This window comes from Bacillus hominis (assembly GCF_030348325.1).
GTDB lineage: Bacteria > Bacillota > Bacilli > Bacillales > Bacillaceae_G > Bacillus_A > Bacillus_A hominis.
Window position 1 is genome coordinate 4,588,175 of sequence record NZ_JAUCFS010000005.1, and the last position, 22,803, is coordinate 4,610,977.

General features: G+C 35.4%; 24 protein-coding genes. 9 read left to right on the forward strand and 15 right to left on the reverse strand.

Going from position 1 to position 22,803, the window contains the following annotated elements; genetic code table 11:
• Positions 1 to 133 precede the first annotated feature (133 nt).
• From QUF93_RS26550 to QUF93_RS26560, 3 genes are all read left to right on the forward strand, one after another.
• Positions 134 to 952 (forward strand): class I SAM-dependent methyltransferase, encoded by an 819-nt coding sequence (locus QUF93_RS26550; RefSeq protein ID WP_289360711.1) that lies wholly within the window; start codon positions 134 to 136, stop codon positions 950 to 952.
• A gap of 520 nt (positions 953 to 1,472) precedes the next feature.
• A complete protein-coding gene (locus tag QUF93_RS26555) occupies positions 1,473 to 3,164 on the forward strand; it encodes a methyl-accepting chemotaxis protein (RefSeq protein ID WP_289375871.1) in 1,692 nt (563 codons plus the stop codon).
• Between the two features lie 120 nt (positions 3,165 to 3,284).
• Entirely contained in the window at positions 3,285 to 3,602 is a 318-nt protein-coding gene (locus QUF93_RS26560) for a metal-sulfur cluster assembly factor (RefSeq protein WP_002124161.1), read from the forward strand.
• Positions 3,603 to 3,645: 43 nt separating this feature from the next.
• Here the strand turns inward: QUF93_RS26560 and QUF93_RS26565 are convergent, their stop codons facing one another.
• The 7 genes from QUF93_RS26565 to QUF93_RS26595 form a co-directional block, all read right to left on the reverse strand.
• Positions 3,646 to 5,295: a M4 family metallopeptidase gene (locus QUF93_RS26565; protein ID WP_002124159.1), complete on the reverse strand. Its 1,650-nt coding sequence runs from the start codon at positions 5,293 to 5,295 to the stop codon at positions 3,646 to 3,648.
• Between the two features lie 208 nt (positions 5,296 to 5,503).
• The gene (locus QUF93_RS26570) at positions 5,504 to 6,202 is read right to left on the reverse strand and encodes a pirin family protein (protein ID WP_289360713.1); all 699 of its coding nucleotides are present in this window, start codon (positions 6,200 to 6,202) and stop codon (positions 5,504 to 5,506) included.
• 50 nt (positions 6,203 to 6,252) lie between these two features.
• Complete coding sequence (locus QUF93_RS26575) at positions 6,253 to 6,663, reverse strand: MarR family winged helix-turn-helix transcriptional regulator (RefSeq protein ID WP_002124157.1); 411 nt, start codon at positions 6,661 to 6,663, stop codon at positions 6,253 to 6,255.
• Positions 6,664 to 6,776: 113 nt separating this feature from the next.
• Positions 6,777 to 7,211, reverse strand: a complete 435-nt coding sequence (locus QUF93_RS26580) for a DUF3920 family protein (protein ID WP_002124156.1) — start codon at positions 7,209 to 7,211, stop codon at positions 6,777 to 6,779.
• 134 nt (positions 7,212 to 7,345) lie between these two features.
• A complete protein-coding gene (gene uptA / locus QUF93_RS26585) occupies positions 7,346 to 7,939 on the reverse strand; it encodes an undecaprenyl phosphate transporter UptA (RefSeq protein ID WP_060632800.1) in 594 nt (197 codons plus the stop codon).
• Between the two features lie 79 nt (positions 7,940 to 8,018).
• Complete coding sequence (locus QUF93_RS26590; RefSeq protein ID WP_289360714.1) at positions 8,019 to 9,218, reverse strand: cation:proton antiporter; 1,200 nt, start codon at positions 9,216 to 9,218, stop codon at positions 8,019 to 8,021.
• Positions 9,219 to 9,716, reverse strand: a complete 498-nt coding sequence (locus QUF93_RS26595; protein ID WP_002124154.1) for a cation:proton antiporter regulatory subunit — start codon at positions 9,714 to 9,716, stop codon at positions 9,219 to 9,221.
• A 409-nt stretch (positions 9,717 to 10,125) separates the two neighbouring features.
• Here QUF93_RS26595 and QUF93_RS26600 point away from each other — a divergent pair, with 409 nt between their 5' ends.
• From QUF93_RS26600 to QUF93_RS26610, 3 genes are all read left to right on the forward strand, one after another.
• Entirely contained in the window at positions 10,126 to 11,559 is a 1,434-nt protein-coding gene (locus QUF93_RS26600; protein WP_289360715.1) for an alanine/glycine:cation symporter family protein, read from the forward strand.
• Positions 11,560 to 11,851: 292 nt separating this feature from the next.
• Positions 11,852 to 12,292: a Dps family protein gene (locus QUF93_RS26605; protein ID WP_212935585.1), complete on the forward strand. Its 441-nt coding sequence runs from the start codon at positions 11,852 to 11,854 to the stop codon at positions 12,290 to 12,292.
• Positions 12,293 to 12,723: 431 nt separating this feature from the next.
• A complete protein-coding gene (locus QUF93_RS26610) occupies positions 12,724 to 12,921 on the forward strand; it encodes a hypothetical protein (RefSeq protein ID WP_000656311.1) in 198 nt (65 codons plus the stop codon).
• A gap of 105 nt (positions 12,922 to 13,026) precedes the next feature.
• On the opposite strand, the gene QUF93_RS26615 is transcribed toward QUF93_RS26610, so the two are convergent.
• From QUF93_RS26615 to QUF93_RS26625, 3 genes are all read right to left on the reverse strand, one after another.
• Positions 13,027 to 13,530 (reverse strand): DinB family protein, encoded by a 504-nt coding sequence (locus QUF93_RS26615; protein ID WP_289360716.1) that lies wholly within the window; start codon positions 13,528 to 13,530, stop codon positions 13,027 to 13,029.
• Positions 13,531 to 13,949: 419 nt separating this feature from the next.
• Complete coding sequence (locus QUF93_RS26620) at positions 13,950 to 14,231, reverse strand: hypothetical protein (RefSeq protein ID WP_002124147.1); 282 nt, start codon at positions 14,229 to 14,231, stop codon at positions 13,950 to 13,952.
• 120 nt (positions 14,232 to 14,351) lie between these two features.
• Entirely contained in the window at positions 14,352 to 14,930 is a 579-nt protein-coding gene (locus QUF93_RS26625; RefSeq protein ID WP_486877389.1) for an LOG family protein, read from the reverse strand.
• Positions 14,931 to 15,003: 73 nt separating this feature from the next.
• Here QUF93_RS26625 and QUF93_RS26630 point away from each other — a divergent pair, with 73 nt between their 5' ends.
• Positions 15,004 to 15,327 carry a MazG nucleotide pyrophosphohydrolase domain-containing protein gene (locus tag QUF93_RS26630; protein ID WP_002124144.1) on the forward strand — a complete coding sequence of 108 codons (324 nt, stop codon included), beginning with the start codon at positions 15,004 to 15,006 and terminating at the stop codon, positions 15,325 to 15,327.
• Positions 15,328 to 15,380: 53 nt separating this feature from the next.
• A complete protein-coding gene (locus tag QUF93_RS26635; protein WP_000949403.1) occupies positions 15,381 to 15,887 on the forward strand; it encodes a ferritin in 507 nt (168 codons plus the stop codon).
• Between the two features lie 44 nt (positions 15,888 to 15,931).
• Here the strand turns inward: QUF93_RS26635 and QUF93_RS26640 are convergent, their stop codons facing one another.
• From QUF93_RS26640 to QUF93_RS26655, 4 genes are all read right to left on the reverse strand, one after another.
• A complete protein-coding gene (locus tag QUF93_RS26640) occupies positions 15,932 to 16,174 on the reverse strand; it encodes a hypothetical protein (RefSeq protein ID WP_289360717.1) in 243 nt (80 codons plus the stop codon).
• Between the two features lie 96 nt (positions 16,175 to 16,270).
• Positions 16,271 to 17,452 carry a NupC/NupG family nucleoside CNT transporter gene (locus QUF93_RS26645; protein WP_289360718.1) on the reverse strand — a complete coding sequence of 394 codons (1,182 nt, stop codon included), beginning with the start codon at positions 17,450 to 17,452 and terminating at the stop codon, positions 16,271 to 16,273.
• Positions 17,453 to 17,850: 398 nt separating this feature from the next.
• Entirely contained in the window at positions 17,851 to 19,032 is a 1,182-nt protein-coding gene (locus QUF93_RS26650) for a NupC/NupG family nucleoside CNT transporter (RefSeq protein ID WP_289360719.1), read from the reverse strand.
• A 302-nt stretch (positions 19,033 to 19,334) separates the two neighbouring features.
• Positions 19,335 to 20,765, reverse strand: a complete 1,431-nt coding sequence (locus QUF93_RS26655) for an alanine/glycine:cation symporter family protein (RefSeq protein ID WP_289360720.1) — start codon at positions 20,763 to 20,765, stop codon at positions 19,335 to 19,337.
• Positions 20,766 to 21,176: 411 nt separating this feature from the next.
• Here QUF93_RS26655 and QUF93_RS26660 point away from each other — a divergent pair, with 411 nt between their 5' ends.
• Positions 21,177 to 21,815: an NAD(P)-dependent oxidoreductase gene (locus QUF93_RS26660; RefSeq protein ID WP_289360721.1), complete on the forward strand. Its 639-nt coding sequence runs from the start codon at positions 21,177 to 21,179 to the stop codon at positions 21,813 to 21,815.
• Positions 21,816 to 21,855: 40 nt separating this feature from the next.
• On the opposite strand, the gene QUF93_RS26665 is transcribed toward QUF93_RS26660, so the two are convergent.
• Positions 21,856 to 22,794, reverse strand: coding sequence for a thioester domain-containing protein (locus QUF93_RS26665; RefSeq protein WP_289360722.1), 939 nt, complete (start codon positions 22,792 to 22,794; stop codon positions 21,856 to 21,858).
• Positions 22,795 to 22,803: the final 9 nt, after the last annotated feature.

Here is a 22,803-nt window from a genome sequence, read left to right on the forward strand (position 1 = left end):
ACCTTTCATTTACTTGAAAGGTCTTTTCCTTTGGGCTTCATCTTGCCATGTAAAATCAAAATTTAGCCTAAACAGAAAAGGAAATCCCATCCTCCTGCCGAATAACTATACGTTCACAAAAGGAGTGATAAAATTGAATCAAAAGCAACTAAGTACTATTAATGAAAGAAGCTGGAATGCAGCTGCCTATGAAGCTTGGACGAATCGTCACGGCACACCGACAGAATATGCAAAAAAACTCATGCAAGATCCTGTTCATGAAGTCTCCTACTATTTGCCTTACATACAATCTCCAAAAGGAAAGCGTATTATTAATTTACTCGGATCAAAAGGTAACAAAGCAGTTGCTCTTGCTCTTTTAGGAGCCGATATAACCGTTGTAGACATTTCAGCAAGTAATGAAAAATACGCAACCGAACTAGCCGAGGCTGCTGGAGTCTCTATTCAGTATATCGTTTCTGATGTACTAGATATAAATCTCCCACAAACATTTGATATTGTATTACTAGAACTTGGTGTACTTCATTACTTCTTAGACTTACAACCACTCTTTCAAAAAATTGCTAACTTACTTAAACAAGATGGAATGCTTATCCTTCGTGATTATCATCCCGTTTACACCAAATTATTAGGTGTGAATCATCCATCATTTCGAGCGAGTGGAAATTATTTCGATGAAGAACTGATTGAAGATGATGTTGCTTACAGTACTCTTCTTACAGAAGCGCAAAAAGAGTCTTTACCGAAAACAACCATCCATCGCTGGACGTTAGGAGAAATTATTACAACACTCGCGGAAGAACATTTCAAAATTGAAAAACTAACTGAAGAACACGGGCCTCATCAACGATGGGTCTTCCCTTCTACTTCACCCGAAGGAATTGAAGAACGTATACCCGGTCTATATACATTAATTGCGACAACATGCAAAAAAGGATCCCTTCACGGATAGGATCCTTTTTTTGCATGCTTACGCATATAAGTTGAGGTTGGAGATTACCATAATTCTGTAGAATAGGACACAAGATATTTCAACATTCGTCTCTGACTTACGTCGTCAAAAAGGGGTATGACCAACATAACGAAGAGTAATGTTTCAGTTGATAGTGATAATCGTTATCAACTAATTAGAAGTATACAGGATGTTATTTCGAATTACAATAGTATTTCTTATTTTTATTTAAGAATTTTTGATATATAAATATATCCATTTTAATAACATTCACTTCTACTTATCTGCACCTTTCTATTATCTTCTATAATTTTCATTGAACAAACTTCATGATAAAGAGGGATGACTTTTCAGCCCTCTTTTTTCACTTTAAAATATATCTTTCTCTCTCTTCCTCTGTCTGCTATAATGCCTAAAGGAAAGAAGAAAGCTTTGTTCCTTTAGGAGTAAGGCTTTCTTTTAATTCATTATATGAGTTAATTCTAATACTAAGATTTTAAAAAGGAGGCTTTTTGATCATATGAATTTTATGAGCATTAGAAAAAAAATTCTGTTCATGATGGGAACGATTTGCGCTTTATTTGGCATCGCATTAGCTTTTATTTTATTCTTTGCTGTTGACCAATCTCATAAGGCTGAAACACTACAAAAAGATATTTCCCCTCTCGCAACAGAATTAAAAGAACGTGGAGACGCGTATCAGGTACAACTTTCAGCTTTAAGAGGTTATTTACTGCAACACGATCAAGTCGAATTAGACAAGTTTCATGAAATGAGTAAGCTTCTTGAAGATAATAAAGCACAACTTCTTTCTAACCCTAACGTAGCCCAATCTGTAAAAAATACTATGGAACTCGGCTCTACTTGGAGAAAATTTGTTGAAGAAAAGGTTTTCTCTCTTGCAAAAGAACAAAAATGGGAAGAAGCATTACAACTTGCTTCTTCAGAAAATGGTACTGTTTATAAAGTTATTGGTGATTTCACAAACTATAGCAATGAACAAGCTAAGTTACGTGAACAATCCATTGCAAAAATTGATCAATCTTCACTGCTAATTGAATATATTATTTTCTTATCACTTGTTATATGTATTATTGTTGCACTCATTCTTGCATGGTGGTTCTCTGGTAAGCTTGTTAAACCAATTGAACAAATTGATACGAAATTAAAAGAATTAGCTTCTCAAGAAGGTGATTTAACAGCACGTCTACAAGTAAATAGCAATGATGAAATCGGTGCAATTGCCACATCCTTTAATAACATGTTAGAAAACTTACAGCACATCATTAATCGTGTTCAAAAAACTTCTGTGGAAGTACAAAATGCTTCTGAAAATATGCTAGAAAAGACCAATACATCGCGTGATGCAACAATAAAAGTTCAAAGCTCGATGTCCAATTTAAATGCCAGCATCCAATCACAAACTTCTAGTATGGAAGAAAGCTCGACTGCCATGGATGATATGGCATTGAGTGTTCAGCGCATTGCAGAATCTGCTTCTTCTGTAGCCGAACTAGCTGTAGCCACGTCAGAACACGCTAACGATGGAAGTATCGTTATTCAAAAATCTATTTCACAAATGACGACGATTCACGAAGCTGTAAATGCTACATCAGAAGTGGTCGAACGTCTAATCACTCATACAAAATATATTGATGCAGCTGTACAATCTATTTCCAGTATCGCTGAACAAACAAATCTACTTGCTTTAAACGCTTCTATTGAAGCGGCTCGTGCTGGTGAACAAGGAAAAGGATTTGCTGTCGTAGCTGATGAAGTTCGTAAACTTGCTGAACAATCAAAAACAGCGGCAACAGATATTAACCAATTGCTTCATCAAATTCAAAATGATACAGAAACTGCTAGCTCTATGATGTCTCAAGGTCGCTCTGAAGCATCTGAAGGTATTAATGTCATTCGTGAAGCAGGCTCTTCTTTCACAACAATTGTCGGTCAAGTGAATACAGTATCTACTCAAATCCAAGACATATCAGCAACTGCTGAAGAAATGGCCGCAAGTGCTGAAGAAATGAATGCTTCACTTAATAACATCGCTTCAATTTCTAATGAAGTTTCAAGTGAGACTGTCGCAACAGCACAGTTTGCTGAACAGAAAGTCATCGTGATGAATGAAATGACTCTCACTGCAAAACAAATGAAACAAACGGTTGAGGAATTAGATCACCTTGTATCTCATTTTAAAACTGAATAGCTTTTCAAAAAAATATTCCTCTCTCAGGGAGGAATATTTTTTTGAGCTCATTTCCTGCACTTATCCCGCATATCCGTTATAATGAGAATCGATATCATTAATATTTAGGGGGTGCTACACATGTCACAACAAGCATTTGAAGAAAAGTTATATGCCAACTTAGAAGCTGTTATTGACCCTGAGTTAGGTGTTGATATTATCAACCTCGGATTAGTTTATGACGTTACAGCAGATGAAAATAATAATGCTGTCATTACAATGACAATGACTTCTATCGGTTGTCCCATGGCCGGGCAAATCGTGTCAGACGTTAAAAAAATATTATCAACGAACGTACCCGAAGTAAATGAAATAGAAGTAAACGTTGTATGGAATCCGCCATGGACAAAAGAACGTATGTCACGTATGGCGAAAATCGCATTAGGTATTCGTGACTAAATAGGGAAAAGACCTGACAAGCCAGTCAGGTCTTTTTCTCTTATTATTTTACTCCTACAGCATCATAAGCTTTCGTTACGGCTTGTACAGCTTTAGAGTTTTTACCATATAAATCTTCTGCTGATTGAAGTGCAGCTTGACGCATCATTTTAAAGTCAGAGTTTGCAGTTAAATATTTTGTAAGAGCACGGTAGTAAATTTTTTCTGTTGCTTCACGGCCCACTCCAGTTACTTTCACATTGTAATGCGTACCACCCTCAGATACTAAATACGCAGCTTTATTGTTAATACTACTGTTAATATGAACGCCGCCATTATCAGCTGTTCCAGTATAGCGTTTATTGTAATGATCTGGGTAACCTTCACCTGGTTTTAATGGGTTTGGAATAGATGCTGGATCTTTCAGTGAACGAAGTGCATCACCAGGTTTTCCAGGTGTATAAATGTCAGCACCTAAATCCCAACTCTTCTTCTCAACCATGACACCCATAATATCAGATAACGATTCATTTAACGCACCTGACTCATTTTTATAAACAAGATTTGCTGTATGCTCAGTTACAGCATGCGTTAATTCGTGACCGATAACATCTAGTCCAGCAGATAATGGAATGAATGTCTTGCCATCGCCATCACCATACATCATCTGAACACCGTTCCAAGCTGCGTTATTCCAAGATTCACCTACGTGAACAGTAGAAATAAGTCTCGCACCTTTATCATCGAAAGAGTTACGGTTAAATGTCTTTTTATAGTAATCATATACTTTTCCTGCATTCACATGCGCATCAACTGCCGCTTTATCTTCAAAGAACTTAGATTTACTTACAACTTCTTCTCCTGTATATCCAAGAATTTGTGAGAAGAAATTAAACCAGTTTTCATCCATATTCTCTGCATCAAATGTATGGACACCTTGTCCTCGTGTACCATCAAATAAGTTGAACGCTCCTGTTTTCGTATCTTGAGCAATTTCAAATGATTGTCTACCGCCTAATACTCCGTAGCCAAATCCAGTAATGTGATCTACAGCATTATATTTCTCAATAACATTTCCATTTGTTGCATCAACAAAGTAATGCCAATATCCTGGAGCTGGTTTTGAAACCGACGCTTTTACAAGATATGCAAGATAGTATTGACCATCTTTTTCATACACATATAAATCTTTTTTCACACCATCATAATTCTTTACTTGACCAATTTCTTTCTCAATATTAGCTTTTGCAATCGTTTCTGCTTGTTCCGCACTAATACTTGCAGATGCAGGAATATTTTTATCATCTAAACTCGGAATAACTTGTCCGAAAAATGCTTTTACATTGTTCTCTTTATCAAGCGTAACCGTTTGATCTGAACCATACACAGGAATGTTATTATGCTTCTCAACTAACTTCACATGTGTTGTACCAGACTCAGCATCTTTTTCTTCACCAACGATATTGAAATGTTTGTCAATATTTCCCGCTAGTTTAAACATATCCTTTTTACTCTCTAAATATTGAAAGACCGTCTCTTTTTTATCTAGTCCTTCCGGCGCTTTCCATTCTTCACCTATGTAAGCTGGTGTTTTAAACTCTTGGTGATACTGGATTTTTTGCTCTTCTGCTTTCGTCGTAGTTGCTCCAAATGCCCCAAACCCACTTGCGATAACAGTTAACGCTAATGCTGATGAAATGACCTGCTTTTTCAATCTAACACTCCCCATTCCCCTAAGAATTTTTGACACACTTAATACAATTCTAAATGCTTATTCGTATACCTGTTTCCAAAAATTGAGAAAGTTTTTTCTGATAATTCAACTCGCCAAAAAGAGGACATCGTTTTTCGATGTCCTCTTTCCTATAACTTTTCATTCCGCTATTTATATACTGGAAAACCACCAATGATTAAAGCTTCACTTATTGTATTTTCATTTCAATTGCTAAATAGTGAGACTTCTCTTTCGCTTGAATGTGAATATCTTCTTCTACAGCCTCCGCTGCATCACGCATTACAAGTGTTTCACCGTTTACAACGCTGCTACCTTCAATTTGTACAAGATACAATTGACGTCCTTCTTTAACAGGAAAATGAATTTCTTTACCAGCTTCTAATAATAAAGAATATAAATTTGCATCTTGATGAATATGAATTGGTGCATCTCCATCAGAAGGAGATACCATATGGAACCACTCGTTTTCACGTTTACTCCAATCAAATTTAAACTCACCATAGTTCGGTTTATGACCATCTCGGTCTGGTAAAATCCAAATTTGCAATAAACGTAATGTTTCATTTCCTAAGTTATGCTCACTGTGAAATACACCAGTACCTGCACTCATATATTGAACATGCCCACGCTCAATTGTCCCTCGGTTCCCCATACTATCTTCATGTGTTAATTCACCATCTATAACGTAAGAGATAATCTCCATATCACGGTGCGGATGCATATCAAAACCCGTTTGTGCCGCTATTAGATCATCATTCATAACACGTACTGCTCCAAAATTCATGTTGTTTGGATTATAATAATTTGCAAAAGAAAAATGAAAATGTGTATTTAACCAGCCGTGATTTGCTCTTCCCATATTTTTATGATCAACTTTTCTAAACATATCCTTCACCTCATATTATCTCGAAATCGAGATATTTATTTTTAATTTTATCACTGCAACTTCTTCAGTAATTCTAATAATTGTTTTTGTTCTTTTCTATTTAACTTATCAAATTGCTCTGCTTGAAATGTTTCTTGCGGCGGGACTATTTCTTCATATAGAACCTTTCCCTTTTCTGTTAATGAAATATATTTCGTGGTACCTTCTTGTTCACGCTGAATCCAATCTAGTTGCTCCATCTTATTTAAAAGTTGAGTAACATTTCCTTTCGTAACAAACAACTTATTTCCAAGCTCTTGCTGCGTTAAACGATCGTGTCCTCCAATTTGAACTAATACATCAAACTGAGCGGCAGATATATTCCACTTTTTCAAATGCTGATTCGTCTCACGAATACTTCTATTATAAAAGCGTGATAAACGAAACCATAATAGTAATCCAAGCCTTTCCTCTGCTTTCATTCCATCACCTCGCTCATTTGATACTATTAGTTTAGAACTAAACTTAATAAAGGTCAACTACTTATTTTTTATTAGTAACAAATAAAAGCACAGTGTTTTTTCTCCACTATGCTTCAGATTAAATTTCTATTTTTATATTCATCTAGCTTCCTCTCCGCGAAATGCCTCGCATCTTTCTCGATCCATCTTTCTTCGTATAGTTCATTTCCAACATATAGTACATCGTCCTTATGCTGCATCGCATGCCTGAATTCATGCAATAGCGTTTTGAGTACTTGCTCATACTCTTCCCACATACAAACGAAAATTAATTGTTTTTCTTTATGATAAAAACCACCTACCGGGAATAAAAACTCCTCTTCTTCTTCTCCTAATGATAAAAGTACATCATTCGCATCACACGTATCACAAAAAACAACTGGCGTTGCACTTACTTCAATGAGAGAAAACAAATCATTTCTTAACTTTTTGACATCCCAAGGAAGCTCCGAATCCAACACATACCAATTCTCCACCTGTTGATATACATTTTGAAACTGGAGTTCCATTTCTCTTTATTCCCCTTTCCAAGCCTTCTTTTTCTATATATATGCCACAATATGGTGAATATTAAACATACTCTGTCATACTTTGAAAAACGACAATAAAAAGAACCTATTTCAGTATAGGTTCTTTTCCATAATTACTTTTTTTTCATCATTTTTTTTAGTACAAAATAACCAATTGCGCAAACAATAGCAGCAAGTGCAAAATATTTCACATAAGGACCAGCTACTTTATTAATACTTTCCCACTCTGATCCTAATTTAAATCCTAAATATACAAACACAATTGACCATGGAATAACAGCTAGTGTAGTTAGCGTAATAAACTTAGCGTGCGACATTTTTGCAATACCCGCTGGTATAGAAATAGCATGACGCACAACGGGAATAAAACGTGCGGTAAAGATAACGCCAGTTCCGTAACGATTAAACCAATCTTCAGCGTAATCAATATGCTTCTTCTGAATTAAAATATATTTTCCATATCGCTCAAGAACAGGTCTTCCTCCGTACCGACCAATCCAATAAATGAATAGTTGTGCGATTACACCGCCAATTGTACCGAACGCGACAGCGCCCCAAAATGTAATGCTTCCTGTTGATACTAAATAGCCTGCATAAGACAATACGATTTCACTCGGAATAACCTCTAACATCAATCCAAGCATAATTCCCCAATAACCAAGTCCTTCTAAAAAAACTAAAACTGAATGAATCAACTCTCCTAACATCATTTACCTCTCTTTACTGTTTTAATTGCAAAAATAAAAGTACAAGCAGGAAATATCTTGTACTTTTATTTTTAAAAATTTAGTTGGTCTTCGTATCCCACTTAAAGATTTTATTTAAAAATTCATATACATTCTTTGACTCTTTCGTCAGAAGTGGGCCTAAAATAGATAGTATAAGCACATATAATGCTGAGAATGGTTTCAATACTGACATTAAACCACCGGCGATACCGATATTGGCCATAATGATAGAGAATTCTCCCCTTGAAACGATTGTTAATCCAATATTTGTTGATGCTTTATGAGATAATCCAGCTTGTCTTCCTGCAATCATTCCTGCTACAAAGTTTCCGATGATTGTAAGAAGGACCGCACCTAACGTTAACCATATTGCCCCGCCTAATGAAAACGGATCGATACTTAATCCGAAACTGAAGAAGAAAATTGCTCCGAAGAAGTCTCTAAATGGAACAACAAGATGTTCAATTCGGTCACTATGCTCTGTCTCAGAGAAAACTAATCCTAAAAGAAGTGCTCCGATTGCTTCTGCAACGTGAATTGTTTCTGAAAAACCAGCAATGAAGAATAACGAAGCAAATACTACAATAATAAAGATTTCATCTGAACTAATATTCAGCAACTTATTTAATAACGGTGTTGCCTTTCTAGCAACAATAAAGAATAGAAGCATATATCCTAAAGCGATTCCAATTGAAGTAAGAGCACCTAAGAAGGAAGCGTGATCGCCAAGAACTAAGCCAGAAACTACTGATAAATATACGGCAAGGAATATATCTTCAAACATAATAATTCCTAAAATTAATTCGGTTTCATTATTACCAGTTCTTCTTAAATCCACTAACACTTTAGCAACGATAGCGCTAGAAGAAATCGTAATAATACCCGCAATAATTAAGATTTCAAGTAACGGGAAGCCCATTATAAATCCGTATAATAATCCAAGTGAAAAGTTAATTAAAATATAAATTGTTCCGCCAATCGCAATAGAGCGTCCAGATTTAATTAGTTTTTTCATCGAAAATTCTAATCCTAGATAGAAAAGAAGGAATAGCACTCCAATCCGTCCAAGGAAGGAAATTACACTTGCACTTTCAATAAATTTGAGATCGATAACACCTATTGTCGGTGCATGCGGCCCTACTAACATTCCGAGAACAATTAGAAAAGGAATTACTGAGAATTTAAACTTTCCAGCAATTACCGCCGCAATTGCTACTAAAACTAAAGCTGTACCAACTTCAAAAATTAAAGTATCCATCTAGTCAGTCCCCCTATTCGAAAGTAATTCATTAATAATTTTTTTAATTTCTTCTCTCTCACCTGAAACTACAAGCATATCGCCTTCTTCAATTACCGTTTCTGGTCCTGGATTAAATAGCTTTTTCATATTCTTTTTCATAACTGCAATTATCGTTACGCTATACGTTTTTCTTATTTCCAGATCGCCAATTGTTTTTCCGATTGCTGGAGCGTTGTTTTCAACTTTGAACCACTCAATCGCTAAACCTTCAAAGACCATTTCAACATTTTCTAATGCTCTAGGCTTATATACCATTCCACCTAATATTGCTGCAATTTGTCTTGCCTCTGAATCACGTAGTGAAATACTAGAAATACTTTCTTCATGGTCTGAATCAAAATGATACATTTCTCTACGGCCATCATCATGAATGACAATCACCATTTTTTCGTTACCTTTCGTAACAATCTGAAACTTATAACCAATACCTGGAAGTTCACTTTCTCTAATATTCATATTTAGCTCCTCCTCAACAATTTTTATTTAAATTTTCTGTTTTTCTGTCTTTTATTCATCCAATCAATTTTAGAAATTCTAACCATTCAGGATACCTATGATTTGGAAACCTTTTATTGTAATAATAAGTGGCTCCTAAACAGATAATTGAAGATGTATGGTAACAATAAATTACTCCTCATTTTCAAACTTTCAAGACTTACTTCCAACAGAGATTCTTCTTTCACTTTATCCCTTCTCTCTCACTTGAAATTTTGTTTTTTAAAATGTGAATAATTCTAAAAACAATTACCATGTAACATAATCATAACATAAAATACATTTAAGTAACATAATTTTTTAGAAAAATTGATTCTGGTATATTTTTTGCATATAATTTTCTTATTATGAAAAAAAGGAAGTGTATTATATGGTTGATATCTTTAGCAGATTCCTTGAGGTAACGAATAATATATTATGGTCATATATTCTTATTGCAATGTTAATCGGCTTCGGTCTTTATTTTTCTTTTAAATTGAAATTTGTCCAAATTACTCATTTCGGTGAGATGGTCAGTTTAATTAGTAAAGGATTCAATCGAAAAGAAAAGAAAAAAGATAGCATCTCTCCGTTCCAAGCATTTTGCTTAAGTGCCGCTGCACGCATTGGTATCGGGAACTTAGCTGGTGTAGCATTAGCAATTTCAATGGGTGGACCCGGCGCAATATTTTGGATGTGGTTTATCGCTATTCTCGGAGCAGCTACTAGTTTTGTAGAATGTACGCTCGCACAAATTTATAAAGTAAAAGATGGAAGCAGGTTCCGCGGTGGCCCAGCATATTACATGGAAAAAGGGTTAAACAAACGCTGGATGGGCATCTGGTTTTCACTTCTCATTACAGTTGCGTACGGATTAATCTTCAATTCAGTACAAGCAAATACAGTAACGATAGCGTTTGAAAATGCTTTTGGACTAGAGCGAACTATCGTAGGAGCTCTATTAGCTTTATTAGTTGCAGTTATCATTTTTGGGGGTATTAAGAGCATTTCACGTATTACAGAAATGATTGTTCCTCCAATGGCAATCGTTTATATTGGTGTGGCTATTTTTGTCGTTATTAAAAACTTCAATATGTTACCAAGCATTTTTACAGAAATATTTAATAGTGCATTTGGTTTAGACCAAGCCATCGCTGGTGGTATTGGAGCAGCAATCAAGTTCGGAATTCAGCGCGGTTTATTCGCAACAGAAGCTGGTATGGGTAGCTCTCCTAACGCAGCTGCAACATCAGATGTATCTCACCCTGTAAAACAAGGACTTGTTCAAGCATTAGGTGTTTTCGTAGATACATTTTTAGTATGTACATCAACAGCGTTTATCGTACTATGTTCTGGACTTTACAAAGGATCAAATTTAGAAGGTATTGAATTAACACAACAAGCATTAAGTTCACAAATTGGACCGTGGGCAAGCACTTTCTTAGCGATTATTATTTTCCTATTTGCTTTCAGTTCCTTACTAGGAAACTATTATTATGGCGAAACAAACATCGCATTTATTAAAGAAAGTAAAACATGGTTAATGATTTATCGCGTTGCAGTTGTCGGAATGGTTTTCTTCGGATCCATCGCTGCCCTTCAAACAGTTTGGAGTTTAGCTGATTTCTTCATGGGACTAATGGTATTCACAAACGTAATTGCCATCTCATTCCTTAGCAAATTTGCATACGCAGCTTTAGTAGACTATATTAAGCAAAAGAAACAAGGCAAGGATCCTGTCTTCCTTGCAAGTTCTATCCCTGGCTTAAAGAATACGGAGTGTTGGGATGGACAGGATGTAGAAGAAGAGAAACAAGCTGTGTAATAACTAAAAGCAGAAGCGGCTCATTCAGAACAAGAGGGTGTTGGAACTCCTGATTCCGAGGTGCTTTTTGCCTCGCAGGAAAAAGCGAAGCCACCGAACATTCTAGCCGTTGGAGCTAGATATCATTAAAAATCCCTATTACCTCACCGTAATAGGGATTTTTATTTACAACAGTTCATAATTTGTTCAAATTAATTCCAGCAAAAGGGTTGATTTATACAAATTACTAGATTATAATAATTATAAATTAGTAATTGATATAACATAACAACTCAAAAGGAGATTGATCATAATGAACAAACAAGTAATCGAAGCATTAAACAAACAAGTAGCAAACTGGAGCGTTTTATTTACAAAACTACACAACTTCCATTGGTACGTAAAAGGACCTCAATTCTTCACATTACACGAGAAATTCGAAGAACTTTACACAGAATCAGCTACTCACATCGATGAAATTGCAGAACGTATTTTAGCAATCGGCGGCAAACCAGTAGCAACAATGAAAGAATACTTAGAACTATCTTCTATTCAAGAAGCGGCTTACGGAGAAACTGCAGAAGGTATGGTCGAAGCGATCATGAAAGACTATGAAATGATGCTAAGCGAACTGAAAAAAGGCATGGAAATCGCTCAAGAATCTGACGACGAAATGACATCTGACCTACTACTAGGCATCTACACAGAACTAGAAAAACACGCTTGGATGCTACGTGCGTTCTTGAATCAATAATAGACTTAAATGCGGAAGCGGCTCGTTCAGAATCGCAGGGCATTGGAGCTCTCGACCTTGAAGCGCTTTTTGCTTCGAGCGAGAGAGCGAAATGACCGGAGATTCTAGCCGCTGGAGCTGGATATCAATTAAAAGCGGAAGCGGCTCTTTCAGAGTCGCTTTTTTCTATTTCATGTTCCCGTATGACGATACATGAAATTATATTAACGATTTTTCAAATATATCAATCACAACTTACAATATATCAACGATTCGAAAAAGAATATCGATTTACCAACAAATAACGACAATAAAAGTACTCCTCTCTCCTACTTTTATCAATATATTACAATCTCTTTTATGTTAAAATATAGGAAACACCCTTTAGTAAAAACGATCCAAAAGCTTTTCCAAATTCATCATTTACTACTTAAATGGCGGGAGTGGTTCAGTTGAAAGACTACTTAATTAGAGCATTTTTTGCGTTAATAACAGTTGGGATTCTCTTACTTATAGCTAATATTTTCAATATACGTGTCGAGGTTAAAGACTATGCTTTCCTCGTTGTTGTAGCGATTGGTGGCGGCTGGGGTGGCTGGTACCTGTATAAAAAACAAAATAAAAATAACAATAAAGGCATTCCGAAATAATATGGAATGCCTTTATTCTATATTACATAATTAAGCTTAAACCACTAATAAAGCAGTCCCCAAAAACATCATAAAAACCCATATTCTATGGTAAATAAAAAGAATTCATTTTGAATATAGAAATAGTCCAAAATCTTGCATAACAGAGGTATGCCCCATTTGCCGCAACATTGTGGCTATGTTCCCACGGTGATATGCTCCGTGGGTGACGACGTGTAGTATTGTTTCAGAAACCGTCGTATCCAGGTGCCCAGCATATGGATTATCAACCTCAAACACTTTTTCATAATCATGTTGACTACTTAAAAGTTCTTTATATCGTTTAGATAATTCATAAAAACTAGTTTCCATTTCCTCAATATTTTTTGTTTCCAGCTGTTCTTTCAATTGGTCTGTTTGTACCATTGCATCACTCATGCTTTTACCAGAAATAATCTCAAACCAGGCTAAATCTGTGAGGTAGATGTGAGACATTACTTTTGCCACCGAAGAAAAACCACTCTTAACTTCCTTATGGAAAATGTCTTGCGGTAGTTCTTTTAAGCGATTTAAAATAACTTCATTTGCCCATAAGTGGTAGTTATACATTTTTAATACAGAACGACCCATGCTCATTTCTCCTCCAATTTTCATTTTAATGATTAGATTATGATACATAGCTGATTAAAAATCCCCAAAGGATTACATCTATAAAATTTATTCTGATTTCGATTAAAAAAACCTCTATTAACTTCATAAAAAACATTCGCTATCTTCTACAATCTGACCCTTTAACGGAACAATTCTATGTCACTCAATAATTCCTTACTCACCTTTTATTCAGATGTTCTTTTTTAAGTCAGCAAAACATACCTTCATCTACTTCCCCTCTTCCAACAATTTCACATCTCACTATCAATATATTTAACCAAATTAAAAACACATGCCTTTTTAAAATGATTTTACATGTTTCCCTCAAAATCTATATAAAAAAACAAAGTAATCAAAATGATAAAGGCATTCCAAAGTAATATGGAATGCCTTCCTTGTTATTTCCGTTTATAGTAAATAACGAAATTCAGACCACTGATCAAAACAATCCCAATAAACATATCAAACGACACTGAATCTCCACCTAAATTATACTCATCAACGATAAACCCCGACATAAAGAGTGTTATCGCCGAAACACCGATACAAATTATCGAAATAAACCAAAGAGAAAACTCATTAATCAGCTCTTTCTTCTGTCTTAAAACAATTAGCATAACAAGAATAGATGCTGCTAAAATACTTTTAAAAACAGGGCGTAAATACACAAACTCCTCCATTTATTTCTCCTTTTCCAAAGAACATTACATCTCAAGATTAACATATTTAACCAAATTAAAAACACACACCTTTTTACGATAAAAAAGACATGTGTTTCTATAAATCGCTATAAAAATGTACTATGGTAGCTGCTTCCACTTCGTCCCCAAAACAGGACGCTCATAATTTTGGATTGCATGAATTAGTTTATCTGCCGTCTCAGCTGAAACGATCAACTCTTTATTTGATGGATTCATAAATCCTTCTTCAGCTGCACGTTCAACCATTTGCAGAATTGGTCCGTAAAAGTCTTTTATGTTTAATAAACCAACCGGCTTATTATGTATACCAATTTGTGACCAACATACAATTTCAAATAGTTCTTCAAAAGTTCCATATCCGCCTGGTAGTGCAATGAAAGCATCCGCAAGCTCTGCCATTTTTGCTTTACGTTCGTGCATCGTTTCTACTTCAATTAATTCTGTTAATCCTGTATGTACAATTTCTCCTCGAAATAGACCGCGCGGCATAACACCTGTTACACGCCCACCTAAGCGAAGAACTTCATTCGCTACTTCTCCCATCAATCCAACGCATGAACCACCGTATACAAGCTCATAATCGTTTTCAACAAACATTTTCCCTAACTCTATTGCCTGTTCTTTAAACTCTGGTCTTTCCCCTAAATTTGAACCTGCAAACACACAAATCTTTCTCATCCCTACACCCCAAAACTATATATTGTCATGATACAATGAGTATTGTACAACATATTGAAGGGATGAGGAAGAAATGGATATCGTCGCATTTCAAAGATGGGTGGAGGAATTTTACGAAAAACGAAGCTGGTCACAGTATAATTCCTTTATTCGCTTAAATTTCTTAACTGAAGAAATTGGGGAAGTTTCACGAGTTGTTCGCGCCATTGAAATTGGTCGCGGTCGCCCTGATGAAGAAGCAAAAACACAAGAAGAGTTGAAACAAGAACTAAAAGAAGAACTTGGGGATGTACTATCTAACCTTATTATTCTTTCACAAAAATATGATTTGGATTTACAAGACATTATGGAAACACACGTCACAAAGCTTTCGAAAAGGTTCGAAGCATCCAAATGAGAATATTATCAATTATGGTATAATATTCTTGTCACAATAATAAGGGGGATTTTATGTTATCTAAAAAATTGCACGACGCACTAAATGAACAAATGAATTTTGAATTTTACTCTGCCCACGCTTATATGGCAATGGCTGCTTACTGTACAGCGGAGAGCTATGATGGTTTCGCTAACTTTTTCCTTGTACAAGCTGAAGAAGAACGTTTCCACGCAATGAAACTTTACAACTATATTAATGACCGCGGCGAGCGCGCTATTATTACTGGATTTGATAATCCGAATAACGAATACGAATCTGTATTAAATGCTTTTGAAGTAGCACTTGAGCATGAGCGTGAAGTAACAAAGCGTATTTACAACTTATCTGATATCGCTTGGGATGAGCGTGAGCACGCAACAATTACATTCTTAAAATGGTTCGTTGACGAGCAAGTAGAAGAAGAAGCTTCATTCGATAGCATCATCCAAAAATTAAAACGTATTACAAGCGATTCAAACGCACTGTTTATGCTAGATGCTGAATTAGAGAAACGTACATTTACGCCTCCGGCTGAATAATATTTTAATCACCTTAATGCATATATTAAGGTGATTTTTTATTTTCATTTCATTTGAAGCTCATTCCTTTTTTCTTCCCTAAGCTTAATAACCTTAGCCACATCATTCTTATAAAGACCTGAAACCTTCTCAACAAAGTCACTACTAGTAAAAGCCCTATCCCCCACTTCTACTATGCTCAAATACCCATGGATCAATTTCAAAAATGCTCTAGCATCTTCTTCGGTTAACTTATCAATATTCTCAATAACCTCATCAAGCTCTTTTAAGTTTTCTCGCTCTTTCAACCTAATTCCCCCTCACTGCCCTATTACATTTATCATACCAAAACAAAAAAGCCGTTCATCCCCTAAGTGAGAGATAAACGACTTCTTTGTTATTTATTAAAGCATAACCCCAACGATAATCGCTGATAATATACTTACTAACGTTGCACCGTATACTAGTTTTAATCCGAATGAAGATACAACGTTTGCTTGTTTGCCATCGATACTCTTCGTTGCACCTGCGATAATTCCGATAGATGAGAAGTTCGCAAATGATACAAGGAAGATAGATAAAATACCTACTGTACGAGCTGATAACTCACCAGCTACTTTTCCTAGATCAAGCATCGCAACAAATTCGTTCGTTACTAATTTCGTTGCCATAATTTGTCCTGCTGTTAGCATCTCTGATGTTGGAATACCCATTACGAATGCTAATGGTGAGAAGATATATCCTAAAATGCTTTGGAATGTGATTCCGAAAATAGAATCGAATACACCGTTAATTGCTGTAATTAATGCTACGAAACCGATTAACATCGCCGCTACTGTTACAGCGATAGAGAAACCAAGCATAATATATTCGCCTAACATTTCAAAGAATGTTTGCTTTTTGTCTTCTTGTAATTCTAAAATATCGTCTTCTTCTTTCACATCATATGGATTAATGATATGAACGATAATGAATCCACTGAATAAGTTTAGTACAAGTGCTGTTACTACATATTTTGGATCAATCATTTTCATATAAGAACCGACGATTGACATCGATACTGTTGACATTGAAGATGCACAAAGTGTGTATAAACGATTTTTCGGTAATTTGCTTAGTTGATCTTTTACTGTAATAAATACTTCACCTTGACCAACAATTGCAGCTGCTACCGCGTTGTATGATTCTAATTTTCCTAAACCGTTAATTTTACTTAATACGAAACCGACTGCACGAATGATAATCGGTAAAATTTTAATATGTTGTAAAATCCCAATTAGTACCGCTAAGAAAATAATTGGTAATAATACTGTTAAGAAGAATGGTGCTTGTCCATCGTTTGCTAGACCACCAAATACGAAATTAACCCCAGCTTCCGCAAATTTTAAAATAGCGCCAAAGCCATCTGCAATCCCTTTTACTAACACAAATCCGATCTTTGTATTTAGTAAGAAATACGCAAGTACCAATTGAATTACAAGCATAAGTGCAATTGGTTTATATTTAATTTTCTTACGATCTGAACTTATAAGGAAACCTAGTACAAACACTACAAGTAAACCGACTAGAAACATTACTATTTTCATATGTGAATCCTCCACTTCTCCCACGAGTTATTGGTCGTATAACGTATAACGAATGACGTCTGACCATTGATGTTAAAAAAATTTAAATCCCTAATACTATTCAACTGTTATCTAAAATCAGTAAGCGTTTACATAAATTGCAATTTATAAAAGGTAGCCTCGTCTCTCCTACCATAATTGAAAGTCTGAAATTGATACCACCTACAAATCAAATTGTAAGCGTTATCTAATCGAAATGCAATATAAATTTTAAAAGATTTTCATATGTAAATATATTCCTCATTAATTGGTTTTTTTATGAAAATCTACCATAAAAAATAGCCCTAGCTATGAGCTAGGACCATCCTTTTTTATCCCGCATTAACGGGCAGTAAAACCCCACTGATTAAAGTTTCACTTTATAACATAACACCAACGATAATCGCCGATAAAAGACTTACTAATGTCGCACCGTATACAAGTCGTAATCCAAATGATGAAACGACGTTTGATTGGTTTTCATCGATCCCTTTCGTTGCACCTGCGATAATTCCGATAGATGAGAAGTTCGCAAATGATACAAGGAACACAGAAAGAATCCCAACTGTACGAGCTGATAAATCGCCAGCTACTTTTCCTAGATCAAGCATCGCAACAAACTCGTTTGATACTAATTTGGTTGCCATAATTTGTCCCGCTGTTACCATCTCTGATTGCGGGATACCCATTACGAATGCTAATGGTGAGAAAATATATCCTAAAATAGCTTGGAATGTAATACCGAACATTGAATCAAACAAGCTATTGATTGCTGTAATTAATGCTACAAAACCAAGCAACATTGCTGCTACCGTAATCGCAATCGTGAAACCAAGCATAATATATTCGCTCAACATTTCAAAGAATGACTGCTTTTTCTTATTTTCTAACTGTAATGTATCTTCTTCTTCTGTAATATCATACGGGTTAATGATATGAATGATAATGAAGCCACTGAATAAATTTAATACCAGCGCTGTTACTACATATTTTGGCTCAATCATTTTCATATAAGAGCCAACGATCGACATCGATACTGTCGACATTGAAGATGCACATAGTGTATATAAACGATGTTTTGGGATTTTACTTAATTGATCTTTTACTGTAATAAATACTTCTGCTTGTCCAACAATCGCAGCTGCTACCGCATTGTATGATTCTAATTTCCCTAAACCATTTACCTTACTTAACAAAGTACCAATGGCACGAATAAATATTGGTAAAATCTTAAAGTGTTGTAGAATTCCGATTAATACAGCAAAGAATACGATTGGTAATAATGCTGTTAAGAAGAATGAAACTTCTCCTTTATTAACAAGGCCTCCAAATACGAAAACGATTCCAGCTTCCGCATATCCAAGAAGTGCACCAAATCCATCAGAAATTCCTTTTACTAAAATATAACCAACTTGCGTATTTAATAAGAAATATGATAATACCAACTGAATTACAAGCATGATTACGATTGGTTTATACTTAATCTTCTTTCGATCGGCACTTATAAGAAAACCGAGTATGAATACAACGAGTAATCCTACAAGAAACATAACAAACTTCATTAATAAAATCCTCCATTTAACTCTTCATTAACGTTGAACGTCTGACCATTAGAAATACGAAATAAACCGAACTTTCCATTTACCCCTAAAACCATAGAAATGATTATAAAAAGTCGTCTAATCTCTTATTCTAAAGCCATTAACCATTCTAACACAAATTACAACTCACATCTGCATTTTTCTTTAAAAAAATTACATTTTATTATAAAACATTCATTAATGTTCGTCTTTTACCTCTCCTCCTAGTTTATTACTACAAAAAAAACGAGCATCAAATTTCTTTGATACTCGTTCCTCTTTTATTATACAGCTTTTTCTTTATCTGCTACTACCGGCTTATCCCAGCACTCTGTATTTGTCAAACCTGGGATTGAATCCGCACTGAATACCGGATCTTTCCCTTGTTTCTTTTGTCTTACGTAGTCTGCCAACGCAGCATACGCAAATCGACCAAGAAGTGTAATCGCAATTAAGTTTGTGATTACCATTAGACCCATAAATAAGTCTGCCATATTCCATACGACTTGAAGCGTTGCAACAGAACCGAATAGAACCATTCCAACTACCGCAATACGATAGATTGTTAACCAAGTTTTACTTTGTTTAATGAATTCAATATTCGTTTCACCATAATAATAGTTTCCTAGAAGTGAACTGAAAGCAAATAAGAAAATGATGATCGCTAAGAAGCTACTTGCCCACGAACCGATTTGTGAACTTAACGCCACTTGCGTTAATTCAATACCTTCTAAATTTGTTGACTTATATGCACCAGAACATAGTACGATAAACGCTGTTGATGTACATACTAAGAATGTATCTACTAAAACTCCGATTGTTTGAATAAATCCTTGTTTCGCTGGATGCGTTACATCAGCTGTTGCTGCCGCGTTTGGCGCACTACCCATACCTGCTTCGTTCGCAAATAATCCGCGCTGAATACCATATTTCATCGCAGCACCGATACCGCCACCTACAGCTGAATCTAAACCGAATGCACCTTTAAAAATTTCTGTAAACATATCCGGTATTAAATAATAATTTTTAATAACAACGAAAACAGCTACTGCAATATAAAGAAGTGCCATTGGCGGAACAATCATTTCTGACATACGCGCAATACTTTTTACACCACCAAAAATAATCACCGCAACTAATGCAGCTAATGCAATTCCGACAATATAACGCTCAATGCCAAAAGCATTTTCAAACGCTAATGTAACTGTATTTGCTTGTACCGAGTTGAAAATTAAACCGTAACTAATTGTAATCAGAATAGAGAACCAGATCCCCATCCAACGTTTATTTAAACCTTTTTCCATATAATAAGCAGGACCACCACGGAAGCCACTGCCATCTTTTATTTTATAAATTTGCGCAAGCGTACTTTCTACGAAACTTGAAGACGCCCCGATAATTGCAATAACCCACATCCAAAATACAGCTCCAGGTCCTCCCATAGAAATAGCTAGTGCTACACCAGCTAAGTTCCCGATACCAATACGAGCTGCTGAACTCATACAGAAAGCTTGGAAAGAAGATACACTTCCCTTTTTACGTGTCTTTCCAGTCAATCCATCCCCCATTAATCGAACCATTTCCCCTAAATGAGTAATTTGTACGAATTTCAATTTAATAGAAAAATAAAGCCCTAAACCAATTAACATTGCGATAAGAATATATGACCAAAGAATCGTATTCGTTGATGAAACGAATTGTTCTAAAATATTCATACTGTTAGTCCCCTCCCTTTTTTCTTCATAAATTGAATTATATTTAAAAAATATTCAAAAATCAACATTTTTCGACAGGATATTACTTCCATGTGTCAGGTTTCTTAACATGACGGTGTTATTTGTTATGTTTAATGACGTTATATTTATAAAAATGTACATACTAAAACAAGAAAGTAAAACTTTCATGAGAAATTTATCTCCCATCTAGCTTCTTTGCTTCATCCAAAATTTAAAAAGAAAGTCTTACTACCTACAAATAGCGTGTTAAATAATTTTATAAACAACGCCATTGACAAAAATATAAAACTGTAACTATAATAGTTACATCGGGTTGTAACTAACCTAATTACATTAAATTTATTCATTTTCACATATACACTTTAACAAAACACTTTGGAGGGATTCATTATGAAAATCGGAATTATCGGAGCAAGCGGCAAAGCAGGAAGTCGCATTTTAAAAGAAGCATTAGATCGCGGACATGAAGTAACTGCAATCGTAAGAAGCGCTGCAAAAATCACAGAAGAAAATGCAAAGGTTTTAGAGAAAGATGTATTTGCTCTTACATCTAACGACCTAGGAGCATTTGATGTAGTTGTAAATGCATTCGGCGCTCCAGCAGGTCAAGAACACCTTCACGTAGATGCAGGAAATGTACTAATTGAAGCTATGAAAGGTGCACCTAATACGAAATTACTTGTTGTTGGCGGCGCTGGTAGCTTATTTGTAGACGAAGAAAAAACAACACGTGTATTTGATACACCAGGATTCCCAAATGAATACCTTGCAACTGCTCAAAACCAAGGTAAAAACTTAGAAATCTTGCAACAAACAAACGATATCACTTGGACATTCATCAGCCCTTCTGCACTATTCGCATTAGGAAAACGCACTGGCTCTTATACAGCTGGCAAAGACAACCTTCTTGTTAACGCAAAAGGTGATAGCTACGTAAGTTACGAAGATTTTGCAGTAGCAGCACTTGATGAAATCGAAACTCCAAAACATGTAAACGAACGCTTCACAGTCGTTTCTGAAGCTGAGTAATAAAAAAGCTCGTAAACATAGTGTTTACGAGCTTTTTTCATCATCTGTTATACTGATTCGATTTATGTGGTTCATTTGGTGTATAGGGTTTATTTGGTTTATTATCATGACCATTTGCTTTTTTCCAACTTATCGCTAACTCTGGACTTGTTTTTTCTTCACTACGCTCAAGTAACACAACCGCATTTTGAATAGTCGGTGTTCCTTTATGTGCAATTCCTTGTAATTTCGTTAAATTTCCTGACACTTTAAAACTAAATCCACCCGATGGCGTTTGTTTCGGAATTAAAATGCGGAATTTCTCTCCCGCATTAAATTCGGTTTTCGCTTCACCTTTTTCATTTACGAACTTCGCGCCTTCTGGTGCACCTGTTGCCTGTACTTTATATGTTCCGCTTTTCGCGTTTGTTTGCACTGTATATAAACCAGTTTCAAAAAACTCATCTTTTAATACTGCTTCTTGTTCTTCTGTTGGAGTTACACTCATCGTAATTTCTTGTAATTCTTCACTAGCGCTTGCTTTTGCAACAATATCTTTCGTTACTTTTTCTACATTTTTATTACGGAAATCTAAATCATTAATATCAATTTGTTTTAACGCATTCCACACCGCAAGCTGCGTTGCGTAATGTGCATCTCTCCAATCAGAAACACCCAATTCTTGCGGGCTCTTCTGTGGATATCCATTTAATAGTACGCGGTACACGTTAATATCCACTTTACCCATTTCAGGTAAATCTTGACCACTTGGCGATTTTAAATCTACATTTAAGCAAAAAGCAATTTTTCCATCTGCTGTTTTAATAAGCTCTGTTCGAATTGGTTTCTTCTTTGACCTACTGTAACTCCAATCCATTTGATACTTCGTATGGTCCATAACTTCTGCGAATGCTTTTTGAAGTGGGAATAATAAGTTCGCAAATACAAATAAAACACTCAAAAAAGTGGCCATTATCTTGAACGATCGTTTTATATTCATGTCTACAAC

Bases quoted from the DNA above. Each gene is read 5' to 3' on its own strand.
- QUF93_RS26555 (WP_289375871.1), top strand. From the start codon at position 1,473: ATGAATTTTATGAGCATTAGAAAAAAAATTCTGTTCATGATGGGAACG.
- QUF93_RS26560 (WP_002124161.1), top strand. From the start codon at position 3,285: ATGTCACAACAAGCATTTGAAGAAAAGTTATATGCCAACTTAGAAGCT.
- QUF93_RS26570 (WP_289360713.1), bottom strand. From the start codon at position 6,202: ATGTTTAGAAAAGTTGATCATAAAAATATGGGAAGAGCAAATCACGGC.
- QUF93_RS26575 (WP_002124157.1), bottom strand. From the start codon at position 6,663: ATGAAAGCAGAGGAAAGGCTTGGATTACTATTATGGTTTCGTTTATCA.
- QUF93_RS26580 (WP_002124156.1), bottom strand. From the start codon at position 7,211: ATGGAACTCCAGTTTCAAAATGTATATCAACAGGTGGAGAATTGGTAT.
- uptA (WP_060632800.1), bottom strand. From the start codon at position 7,939: ATGTTAGGAGAGTTGATTCATTCAGTTTTAGTTTTTTTAGAAGGACTT.
- QUF93_RS26590 (WP_289360714.1), bottom strand. From the start codon at position 9,218: ATGGATACTTTAATTTTTGAAGTTGGTACAGCTTTAGTTTTAGTAGCA.
- QUF93_RS26595 (WP_002124154.1), bottom strand. From the start codon at position 9,716: ATGAATATTAGAGAAAGTGAACTTCCAGGTATTGGTTATAAGTTTCAG.
- QUF93_RS26600 (WP_289360715.1), top strand. From the start codon at position 10,126: ATGGTTGATATCTTTAGCAGATTCCTTGAGGTAACGAATAATATATTA.
- QUF93_RS26605 (WP_212935585.1), top strand. From the start codon at position 11,852: ATGAACAAACAAGTAATCGAAGCATTAAACAAACAAGTAGCAAACTGG.
- QUF93_RS26615 (WP_289360716.1), bottom strand. From the start codon at position 13,530: ATGGGTCGTTCTGTATTAAAAATGTATAACTACCACTTATGGGCAAAT.
- QUF93_RS26620 (WP_002124147.1), bottom strand. From the start codon at position 14,231: ATGGAGGAGTTTGTGTATTTACGCCCTGTTTTTAAAAGTATTTTAGCA.
- QUF93_RS26625 (WP_486877389.1), bottom strand. From the start codon at position 14,930: ATGAGAAAGATTTGTGTGTTTGCAGGTTCAAATTTAGGGGAAAGACCA.
- QUF93_RS26630 (WP_002124144.1), top strand. From the start codon at position 15,004: ATGGATATCGTCGCATTTCAAAGATGGGTGGAGGAATTTTACGAAAAA.
- QUF93_RS26635 (WP_000949403.1), top strand. From the start codon at position 15,381: ATGTTATCTAAAAAATTGCACGACGCACTAAATGAACAAATGAATTTT.
- QUF93_RS26645 (WP_289360718.1), bottom strand. From the start codon at position 17,452: ATGAAAATAGTAATGTTTCTAGTCGGTTTACTTGTAGTGTTTGTACTA.
- QUF93_RS26650 (WP_289360719.1), bottom strand. From the start codon at position 19,032: ATGAAGTTTGTTATGTTTCTTGTAGGATTACTCGTTGTATTCATACTC.
- QUF93_RS26655 (WP_289360720.1), bottom strand. From the start codon at position 20,765: ATGAATATTTTAGAACAATTCGTTTCATCAACGAATACGATTCTTTGG.
- QUF93_RS26660 (WP_289360721.1), top strand. From the start codon at position 21,177: ATGAAAATCGGAATTATCGGAGCAAGCGGCAAAGCAGGAAGTCGCATT.
- QUF93_RS26665 (WP_289360722.1), bottom strand. From the start codon at position 22,794: ATGAATATAAAACGATCGTTCAAGATAATGGCCACTTTTTTGAGTGTT.